General features: G+C 45.6%; 10 protein-coding genes. 6 read left to right on the top strand and 4 right to left on the bottom strand.

What is annotated here, in order from left to right:
* Positions 1–171 precede the first annotated feature (171 nt).
* Genes ICN14_RS10090 through ICN14_RS10065 form a run of 6 tightly spaced genes read left to right on the top strand, consistent with a single transcriptional unit; the run spans position 172 to position 7,620 of the window.
* A complete protein-coding gene (locus ICN14_RS10090; protein WP_216226349.1) occupies positions 172–3,537 on the top strand; it encodes a filamentous hemagglutinin N-terminal domain-containing protein in 3,366 nt (1,121 codons plus the stop codon).
* A 22-nt stretch (positions 3,538–3,559) separates the two neighbouring features.
* Positions 3,560–4,333: a DUF4239 domain-containing protein gene (locus tag ICN14_RS10085; protein WP_216226348.1), complete on the top strand. Its 774-nt coding sequence runs from the start codon at positions 3,560–3,562 to the stop codon at positions 4,331–4,333.
* A gap of 2 nt (positions 4,334–4,335) precedes the next feature.
* A complete protein-coding gene (locus ICN14_RS10080) occupies positions 4,336–5,127 on the top strand; it encodes a phosphate ABC transporter substrate-binding protein (protein WP_216226347.1) in 792 nt (263 codons plus the stop codon).
* On the top strand, positions 5,127–5,960 hold the full coding sequence (locus ICN14_RS10075; protein ID WP_216226346.1) for a phosphate ABC transporter substrate-binding protein: 834 nt from the start codon (positions 5,127–5,129) through the stop codon (positions 5,958–5,960). The genes ICN14_RS10080 and ICN14_RS10075 overlap by 1 nt, the downstream gene beginning before the upstream one ends.
* Before the next feature lie 11 nt (positions 5,961–5,971).
* Positions 5,972–7,153, top strand: a complete 1,182-nt coding sequence (locus ICN14_RS10070; RefSeq protein WP_216226345.1) for a TAXI family TRAP transporter solute-binding subunit — start codon at positions 5,972–5,974, stop codon at positions 7,151–7,153.
* Positions 7,154–7,209: 56 nt separating this feature from the next.
* Entirely contained in the window at positions 7,210–7,620 is a 411-nt protein-coding gene (locus tag ICN14_RS10065) for a hypothetical protein (protein WP_216226344.1), read from the top strand.
* On the opposite strand, the gene ICN14_RS10060 is transcribed toward ICN14_RS10065, so the two are convergent.
* From ICN14_RS10060 to murI, 4 genes are read right to left on the bottom strand one after another with little or no spacing between them, the layout of a single operon-like run.
* Complete coding sequence (locus ICN14_RS10060; protein ID WP_216226343.1) at positions 7,617–8,030, bottom strand: biopolymer transporter ExbD; 414 nt, start codon at positions 8,028–8,030, stop codon at positions 7,617–7,619. The two genes, ICN14_RS10065 and ICN14_RS10060, sit on opposite strands and share 4 nt — an antisense overlap.
* Before the next feature lie 2 nt (positions 8,031–8,032).
* Positions 8,033–8,725, bottom strand: coding sequence for a MotA/TolQ/ExbB proton channel family protein (locus ICN14_RS10055; RefSeq protein WP_216226342.1), 693 nt, complete (start codon positions 8,723–8,725; stop codon positions 8,033–8,035).
* A gap of 5 nt (positions 8,726–8,730) precedes the next feature.
* A complete protein-coding gene (locus ICN14_RS10050) occupies positions 8,731–9,426 on the bottom strand; it encodes an energy transducer TonB (RefSeq protein ID WP_216226341.1) in 696 nt (231 codons plus the stop codon).
* Positions 9,423–10,229: a glutamate racemase gene (gene murI, locus ICN14_RS10045; protein WP_216226340.1), complete on the bottom strand. Its 807-nt coding sequence runs from the start codon at positions 10,227–10,229 to the stop codon at positions 9,423–9,425. The genes ICN14_RS10050 and murI overlap by 4 nt, the downstream gene beginning before the upstream one ends.
* Positions 10,230–10,249 lie beyond the last annotated feature (20 nt).

Below are 10,249 nucleotides of genomic sequence, written 5' to 3'. Positions count from 1 at the left end.
TCTGCCGACTCAAAAAAGTCGTGCCGGTTCGATTCCGGCCTCGGGCACCAATCGATATTTTGTAAAAACTGCATTTCCAAGCTTTAAATGACGATTTCCCTGCTTGCGAGGGTTTTTTTCAAGGAAAATTCTTGTAAAATCAAGTCGTTACCACTTTTTACAAAGTATTTGGTGAATCGCAAAGGAAGACTTTCTTCCGCTATTCCTTTTTGCACTACCAAATCTTTATCTAAGCAGATAAGGAAGGTATTTACACTTTCTTTTTTTCTGTCATTTTCGGCAGGCACTCTTCATGCAGCCCCTGCTGTCCCCGCGCAAAATGCCCTCCCAACTGGCGGTCAAGTAGTTGCTGGTAACGCCACAATTAATTCAACAACGGCTGCCAACAATGCAGTGATGAATGTCAACCAAACTTCCCAAAGAGCGGTGATTAATTGGGATGCTTTTAACGTTGGTAAAAATGCTGCCGTCAACTTCAATCAACCCAATGCAAATTCAGTAACGCTGAATCGCGTAACGGGAGCAACAGCTTCGATGATTGAGGGTGCAGTCAAAGCAAATGGCCAAGTTATTTTTGTAAATCCGAATGGCGTTACTTTTGGTAAGGGTGCTGATATTAATGCGGCAGGAGTCGTAGCAACGACGATGAATATCGCCGATAAAGATTTTATGGATGGTAAGTCTACTTACCAAGGTAATGGCACTGGTCAAGTAATTAACGAAGGCAAGATTAGAACCAATACAGACAATGGCTACATTGCCTTACTAGCCCCTGAAGTGCGCAATGACGGTTACCTTCTAGCAAAAAAAGGAACCGGTACAGTAGCTTTAGGTGCTGGTGAGCAAATTACCCTGGACTTTAAAGGTGGCTCCTTAATCTCCCTTAAGGTGGATAAGTCAGCCTACAACACCCTAATAGAAAATAAGAGGGTCATCGAAGTCAACGGCGGTCTGGTTGTGATTGCCGCAGGGTCAGCCAACCAACTCATGGCCAGCGTTATCAGAAACACCGGCAAGATTTCAGCTAACAGCTTAGTGAACAACGGCGGCGTAATTGAGCTGGTAGCAAATAACATTACACAGGCTGGCAAGATTAGCGCCAATAGTCAAACCCAAGAGGGTGGTCAGATTAACTTGGTAGGTAATGACATTACCGTAGCAGCCAACTCCAAGACCACTGCAACAGGCGCAACAGCTGGTGGTCAGGTCAATATTGGTCTAGCCAACACCCAAGTATCGGGTGGCACCCAAGTAAATATAGCAACCCAGGCGGGTATCAAAGCTAATGCAGCTGTAGCAGCTAACACCAAGCAATTAGCCAAAACGGTCACCATTGAAGAGAATGCACTCATTGATACCTCAGCCACTCAAGCTGGTAATGGCGGCGCTATAGCAATCTGGTCTGAACTCAAAACCACGGTTGCTGGCATCCTCAAATCCATGGGTGGCATCCTCTCCGGTAATGGTGGTTTTATTGAGACGAGCTCAGTAGGTAAGGTCACTTATGGTCAGAGCTTGGTAGTTGACACCTCAGCTCCACAAGGCAAATTCGGTAACTGGTATACCGATCCAACATCAATTGTGATTGATGCGCCAGCAGCAATCGTCCTTGCTAATGCACTGGCCAACACTAATGTCACTTTGGATGCTACTGCTTCAGCTTGCGGACCCATTGGAAGTTGCGCATCGAGCTCTACCCCGGTAATCAGCTTTTTGGCTAATGTACTTTCATCTAATCCTTTGACCAGTTTGTATCTCTATGCTGATGGCGGCTCTATTGTTATCAATAGCACCATACAGGCAGGTGCTGTATACGCACAAGCTCAAGGTGGAACAATTAACGTAGGAATCTCGGGCAAGATTTTGGCCTTTAAAAATCTGCTTGGGGTAAGTTCTGGCAGTCTGGGGTATGCGATTGAGTTACTAGCTCAGGCTATTTATATTTCTGGAGCGCTTTCTGGCACCAATCCTTTGGTTGGCGGCACCGGCGGCAATATTAAGATAATCGCAAATACCGTCAATCTTGGGGCTGGTAGCAAATTGGAGGCGGACGGCGATCAAGGCGGTTTAATAATGGTCGCCGCTAATGATTCCATTTATTCAGAAGGATTAATTCAGGCTAATGGTACTAATGGCAACGGCGGCACGATAACGCTGTTAGCCGCAAACTCTATAACGATTAGCCCTGCAACTAAGCAGTTAACACTTCAAGCGAATGGATCTACATTCAGTGTTACGAGCGGTGGCACCATTATTGTTGCGGCTGTAGCAGGCGACACAACAATCTCGAATTCAATCATTCAAGCAAAGCAAGCTGTTAGTGGGGGGGGTGGCGATATTGCGTTAACGGCTAGCGGCAGTCTTAGTATCAGCAATTCTGAGATTGATACCAATGGTAGCGCTGCAGGTGGCATTGCATTAATAGGGGATACATCAACTGCTTCCACTAGTCTTGATGGTAGTACCATCATTAATGTAGGCGGCTCTGGCTATTTTAATATCATGGGGCAGGCAATTCATTCTCAGGCTATCACCCCGATTATTATGAGCTCGGCAATTTCATCATCACAAATTGCTAACTTCTCCACATTGGTCAATACGAATACAAGCACTCTTACAGTTAGTAGTAGTTCGCCAACTCCTGCTCCTGCTCCTGCTCCTGCTCCAGTAGTTTCTACAGTTCTTGCTGCTCCACCACCACCACCACCTCCACCTCCGCCGCTAGCAATGTTTAGTGCACCATTACCTGCGCCAGCTCCAGCAAAAATGGAAATAGCACCGGCACTTGCTCCTTCTCCAGTTCCCGCAAATTCCCCGCCTCCTGCCGCTGGCGGGGAGGTGTCAATGCAGGCCCCTGCTAAAGCAGCGCCGTTGATGATGATGTCTGATGGAAGCATTCAGCTTACACCGCCACCACCTCCTGGGGCAGCACCTCCAGCTGTTAATGCTTCAGCCGCTCAAGCACCACCAGCACCACCACCGGCCGGTAATCGTGCTAGCCCAAATAAGGAGAGTAGGGACGCTAGGAATGGCAGCAATAATTCCGAGACTAGAAAGTATGGAAGCACTAAAGACGGTGTAGAAAAAGCAGATGCGAAGGATCGTAGCGGTAAGTCAAGCAATGGACCTTCTAAATACGTTAGCAAGTACGCTAATGGCTTCCGCAATGGCGACAAGCCTGCGCCTAAAGAGGGCAGCAGTAAGACTGTGGCTAGTACAAAACCCAATTCTCCACGAGAAGGAAAGTACAGCAGCCGTATTAATGCGATGACCAATAATCCAGCGGTGATTGCCGCTATGGCTAAAAACCCATTTGCTGGAAACGTTTTACCCTTCCCGCAGGTCGCCCCAAATCTAGTTACTACACCGGTAGTTCTAAGAGGGGGAGATAGTCTAGCCCAGTCCTTTGATGATGTACCATCAATACGTAATTCCGGAGCTGTAAACGCAGGTCGCTCGCGGAATACCGAAAATTATTATCAGAGTCTTGAGTCAGTAAATCTCATGTCTACTTTGAGTTTATTTATTCTCCATTAATTGGCGCAAGGATTGGTAATACATGATTAACTATTTACATACACTCCCTAATATTGTCATCGGGGTTTTCATAACGTGTATGGGATTGCTGATATCTACAGCGCTTCCTTTGTATATTCGTTGGAAGTACAAATTAAACCCAGATGAGCATCTTGCTAAAGGCGCTGAAGAGGGTTTTAAATTATTCACTTCTATTACCTTGCTTTTAATTGCATTTGCTTTAGTACGAGTACAGGGTGATCATCGTAATGTCGAAGATCTGGTCTCCCGCGAAGCGGCTCTGATGTTTAAGTTAAATAGATCTCTGGCAGCCTTTGGTGGTTCGCATACAGTTGAGCTGCAGGGTGATTTAAAAAATTATGCTGATGCAATAGTTGATGATGAATGGCCTCTCATGGCTAAGAATGAAAGAAGTGAGCAGACCTCTAATGTCCTAACAGACTTGACGCAGGGTATTCGACTGCTGGATCCAAAAAATCCCGTGCAGCAAATGGCAAGAGCTGAAATTGTGACAACCTTAAACCAGCTTTCCGATGTAAGGGAGGCACGGTTATCCGCAGCAAGACTTCAACTACCTTCCTATTTATCAGATGCCTTAGCTATTTCTATTGCATTGCTTGTGATCTTTGGTTGGTTGCAAAATCCTTTGCCCAAAATGGTTGCTTATGTAGGGGGCGTAACGATCGGTATTTCGGTATTGTTTACCCTAGTGATTGCTTTAGAAAGTCTATTTGTAGGTGAAAGCCGAGTAACACCTGACGCCATTGTGCATATTCTGCCTTCTTTAGGACCGTAATAGTGCCCAACAAATCTATCGATTCAGCCGACATGCATTTTTTGCAACTTCGTGGCTCAACAACAGTCATGAAGTTAATGCAGCAGATTGGCATGCAATATATGAATGAATTCCCAAATATTCACCTGCCGTTGCTTGGCGGCGGTACTGCGATGGGTTATAAATCCGCATTTGATGGTACCGCTAATATCGGCATGGCTTCTGGACAGATCCCTCCCAATATCCAGCTGTGGGCTCATAAAAATAAGCTTGAAATCGAGGAAGTCACTATAGCTACAGATGGCCTGGTAGCCATTGTTAATCCAGCCAACCCCATTAATGACTTAACACTCGAGCAGTTGCATGACGTATTCACGGGAGCGACAAATAACTGGAGTTCCTTAGGTAAATACTCAGGGCTGATTAATGTTGTAAGTCATGACCCGAAACTGGGGACCTATGAGCCCTGGAAAAGACAAGTAGCCGGTAAAGAGCATATTACTTTGAGTGCAAAAGTAGTCTCTAATTTAAATGCATTGATGCATGCCATTACCTCCGATCCCTTTGCAATAGGATATGTCGGCACGACTTTTTTGAACAAGGAAAAAGTGAAGCCTTTAGCAATCAATGGCGTATTGCCTACTTATCTCAATATTAAGCAGCTTCGCTACCCCATACGCAATAACTTGCAATTACTGATAAAGCCTACTGCCACTAAAGAGGAAAAGGACTTCATTGCTTATTGCCTTGATCCAAACAAAGGGCAGGCCATCATCAAAGGCGCAGGCTTAATTCCTGTGGTGGGCGAGCAATGATGAATCGTCGTCAGTTACTTCGAAATATAGGTATTGCTGCTGGCCTTGGGGGCGCGGCTCTAACTGGATTAATTGCTTATCCGTACATTATTGCAAGAGTGCAAAAAGAATTAATGATCTCTGGATCGGTGGCGGTAACACGCTTTGTAAGCTTATTAATTGCCCCGTTTATCGAAAAACATCCCCACGTCAAGGTGGCTATTCAAGGAGGCGGATCCTTTGCCGGTCTAGTGGCATTGGATAACGGTGGGATCGATTTAGCGATGATGTCTAGAGATCTAAATTTTGATGAATTTAATCTCGACTTACATAGCAATCTCATTGGTATAGAAGGTATAGCAATTGTGGTGCACCCCAGTATGAATATTAAGAGCATCTCCCTTGAGCAATTGGACGGTATTTTCGACGGCTCAATTAATAACTGGAATGCATTGGGTGGTCCCAACAAGAGGATTCATTTTTATAATAGAAATGAAGGTTCCAGTACGCGTGCTTTCGTAGAAGATGTCGTGTTGAGAGGTTCTAAATTTGCACGAGATGCAAAAATGTCTGACAGTGCTATCGATGTATTAAATTTAATTGCGCAAGATCCGTACGGAATTGGTTATCTTACGAATAAAAATCTCAGCGATAAGGTAAAGGCGGTTGCCATTAATGGATTTGAGATTAATGACAAAACGCTTTTACTTAAGCTTTACCCTCTGTCCAGGGATATGTTCTTAGTTAATAAAAAATCAGCGAATCAAGCTACAAGAGATTTTGTTCGTTTTAGTTTGAGTGCGGCTGGACAAGATATATTTGCCAAGCATGGCTTAACCCAAGTTTCTCTGTAAGGCCTTAGCTCATGGGTAATCCGACTAATGAAGTTGAACAATATCTATTTTCAGCCTTAGATTGGCTTAGAAGTAAGCATCACATTCGAAAAGGCTTGGCCCTAGTTGCCATTGCTATCTTGCTTGGGCTCGCCTGTAAATTTGCCTATGATCTATTTCCGCGGCACTATAAATTAAGTATTAGTGGCGGTGGGATGCTCACCAAAAGCCATCACTTGGCCAAAGTATTGCAAGAAGAAGCGGCTCGACGAAACATCTCTTTAACGATTGAGCCAACAGCAGGTTCATTTGAGGCTCTAAACAACTTAAATGATGGCACATTAGACCTGGCCTTCGTGCAGGGTGGCATTGATCCCGTTGGCTACGACGACGTTAGGCAGGTTGCCTCAATTGCGCCACAGTTAATCCATTTTTTAGTAAAGGGCGATGTCAAGACGATTCATGACATTCGCGGCAAAACCGTCAATCTGGGTGAGAAAAATGGTGGCCCCAGCATTGTCTCCAATCAAATATTGCGTTTTTCAGGTTTAGTCCCTGAAGTGGATTATGTGGAGACTAACTTTAGCGACGAACAGCTCTTGAGCATGAAGCCAGTTTGGTTGCCCGATGTCATTGTTCAGGTATCTTATGCTCCTTCGGCTGCGGTAGATTTTTTGGTGCAAAAGCGCGGCTATCAATTATTAGAAATGTCTTTTCCACCATCCTTGGCAATGCGTATGGGCTGGGTTGCAGACACAAAGATTCTGGCGTACATGTATCAAATCTCGCCACCAGTACCCGCCACAGATATTCGAGTGGTCGGAGTTAATCTGAATCTTTTGGCCAATAAAAATGTTGATTCACGTGCTATATCGGCCTTGTTACCCGTTTTGTATAGCCCACAGATAAGCTCTCGATTCAGCTTTCCTATTTCTGAAGAGAATATATTGACCCCGTCTGGCTTTCCAATTTCCGATGGAACGGAGTTATATATTTCCAGTAAGCAGCCCTTCATGACAGCGCAATTTATAGATCAGATTAAGGTAATTTTCGGTTTGGTTATGTCTTTGTTATCAGTCGCTTTGGTGGTCTTCAAATGGTTTAAAGCGCCGAAGGATGATGAGGAGCCTACAAATAAGGGTGGCGAGGATGACGCCCCTAGTATTGCTGATCAATTCAATAGCATTACAAGCAATATCTCCAAACTAGAATAGCTCTTGCATTGGCCTTGAATTCATCACAGCTAGCATGTTGCCTCTGTATACTTTTCATGCCTTCCGTGGCATGGAGCGTCGAAGTTCTTCAATTTAATTGCACGCGTTCAGAAAATAATTACACTGAAATCTACGATTTAAAGCTTAACCCCGCCTCAAAAAATCAGAAGGCAAAAGTCTTTGTGGATGATCGGGATCTAGATAAGTCTGACGAGTTGGGTAGGCAGGCTGTTAAGAATATCCTCATTACCGAATCGACAGTCCTGATCGCAATGGAGGCTAACTTTCCGCCTGAGAGTTTTGATGGTATTCAGTATGGGCCTGGTTTAGTAAGCACGGTGATCACCATTAATCGCTCCACTGGTCAACTGAGAAAAGCTGAGACCATTAAAGGTGGGATTCTCTCGGCAACTCTTGGTGAGGGTACGAAGACCTACCAAGAGCAATGCGTTGCTGCAAAACCTTAGTTAGGTTCAGTCACAAACCCAAGCTTCGTTAGGCCAGCGCGACGGGATGCGGCTAATACTTGAGCAACATATTCGTATTTCACAGACTTATCAGCGCGTAAATTGATTTCTGGTTGCGGCTCTTTCTGAGCAGTTTTTTCTGCATAGCCATCAAACGTCTTTAAATCAATTGGTGTGCTATTCCAAAATATTTGACCCTGAGCATCAATGGAGAGCTGTACTGACTCCGGCTTTACTTCATTGCGCACGCTATTGGCTTTTGGTAGCTCCACCTTTACCGCCTGCTGAATAACTGGCAGGGTGATGATGAAGATAATAAGGAGTACCAACATGACATCCACCATCGGAGTCATGTTGATTTCGGCCATGATGCCGCTTTCTTCTTGATCGTTCTGAAGATTAAAAGACATGTTTATTCTCCGGACTTCACGCGGGCACCAGTCACAAAGTAAGCGAGGAGATCATTGCCAAAGCGGTTGAGATCGGCAAGTAATAATTTATTGGCGCGGTTAATCGCATTAAAGCCTAGGACGGCTGGAATAGCTACAGCCAAGCCTAAAGCGGTCATGATGAGCGCTTCGCCAATTGGGCCAGCGACTTGATCAATCTGTGCGCTACCTGAGCTGCTGATCGCGATCAAGGCGTGATAGATGCCCCAAACAGTTCCAAACAAACCAATAAACGGTGCAGTTGCGCCAGTTGAGCCTAGGAAAGTAAGGCCTTTTTGTAACTGCGCAGCAACACCATCAATACTGTTCTTCAGACTTCTTGCCATCCACTCGGAGTAGTTCAGTGTCTGCAAGAGTTCGCGATGATTTGTCGATTGACTTTGATGATGGGTAGAGGCGCCACTCGCAGCCTTAGCAATTTGATAATAAGGATTGCTTGCATGACTAGTAAATGCATTGAGGCCTTGGTCATACGAAGTCGCGCGCCAAAATTGATCGAGCTCGGGTTTGAGTTTGCGCAGATTACGTAAATCCCAAAAGCGGGATAACAAAATCACCCAGGTCACAATCGAGCAAGTGAGAAGTGCGAGTGCCACAAAGCGAGTAATAGCATCGCCCTCGAGCCATAAATTTGCTAAGCCAAATGGTGTATTCATAATGTTTAATTCTTTAAATTAAATTTAATTAAAAGGTTAGTAGAAATTCTTTGGGGTGAGCCATTTACTAAGAATGGTTTAAAGCGATAACGACGACCAATCTCTGTTGCTGCTCGATCTAATCTTGGGAATGAGCTCGAGCGTAATAGAGCAACATCCTCAACACTGCCGGATTCATCAATAATCAATCGCACCACCACTTCACCTTGCTCTCCCGATCTCTTCGAGAAAGAGGGGTAGTAAGCGTCTGCATCGGGCTGATAGACGACGACCAGTTTACCAATGTCAGTCTGAATCGGTGTGCCGCTCGACCCAGAGGTGGTTGCGGGCGCAACCGTAGCATTGGGGGCTTGGGATTCGCTTTTAGACTGCTGGGGTGTTGGTGGCGTGGCAGCCTGTTGTTGGGTTTGCGGCGGAGTTGGCGCCTGCGTGGATTTCTCATCCACCGTTTTCTTCTTCTGCTCTTGCTTGGGTTTTGGTGGAGGTGCAGCTGGAGCTGCTTGAGGCTGTTTAGCGGCCTCAGGGCTCACGAGGTTGGCCATAACTCGCGCATCATCCATATTGTTATCGTTGTCAGGCTTCATGCCGCTTTGGAAACCAACTAAAAATAGTATATGCAGAGCAATAACAATGCCAATGATGATGCGTTCGGTTTTATCGAAGGGCAGACGGGTATTTAATTGGTTCAAGAAGGTACTCATTTAAAAGCGCCTACCAACTGAGATTCAATACTGTGCTCATCTAGATCCGATTGCATGAGTTCTTGTGCCATTTGATGCAGTGTCTCTGCATCCTTGCTGCTGATGAATGTAATAGAGCCGCATGTACCTTCATCCAAATCTTTACCTTGCGCCTCAAGTTTTCTTTTGAGTTGGCGCACAACTGCATCACTGGTATCAATGAGATTGATTGAGTCCCCAAGTAATTTACGAATAGCTTTGCGCAAGAAGGGGTAGTGCGTACAACCCAAGACTAAGGTATCCGCGCCAGCATCCTGAATGGGTTCAAGGTGCTCCGCAAGTAACTCTAAGGTTTCTTCACCATTAGCTTGGCCTGCTTCAATCAAGGGAACAAGACCAGCCCCAGCTTGTTTAATAAATTGACAGTTAGGAAGGGTGGCCAGTAGGGCGGTGAATTTATCACTCTTCAGCGTGGCCTCTGTTGCGAGTACGCCGACGATGCCATTCGTGGACTGCATTGCCGCAGGCTTAATGCCCGGCTCTACGCCAATGATGGGAATGTGACTGAGCTGATTGCGAATGTGCGCAATCGCTTCAGCAGTAGCGGTGTTGCAGGCAACCATGATCGCATCACATCCTTGGGCTGCTAGGTATTGGCATAGCTCCATACTGCGGGAGGCTATCCACTCGCTAGACTTTTCTCCATAGGGTGCATTAATGGAGTCCGCCAAATAAATATAGTCATGCTCGGGAAGCTGGCGCAGAGCCTCATCCAATATGGATAAGCCTCCAACGCCAGAATCAAATACCCCGATGAGTGCCAAGTAAAGGTCGCTTAACTATG

Origin of the sequence: Polynucleobacter sp. MG-27-Goln-C1 (assembly GCF_018881905.1) — a bacterium.
Classification (GTDB): domain Bacteria; phylum Pseudomonadota; class Gammaproteobacteria; order Burkholderiales; family Burkholderiaceae; genus Polynucleobacter.
The sequence above is the reverse complement of the archived record's forward strand: the minus strand, read 5'-3'. Positions and strand labels throughout refer to the sequence as shown.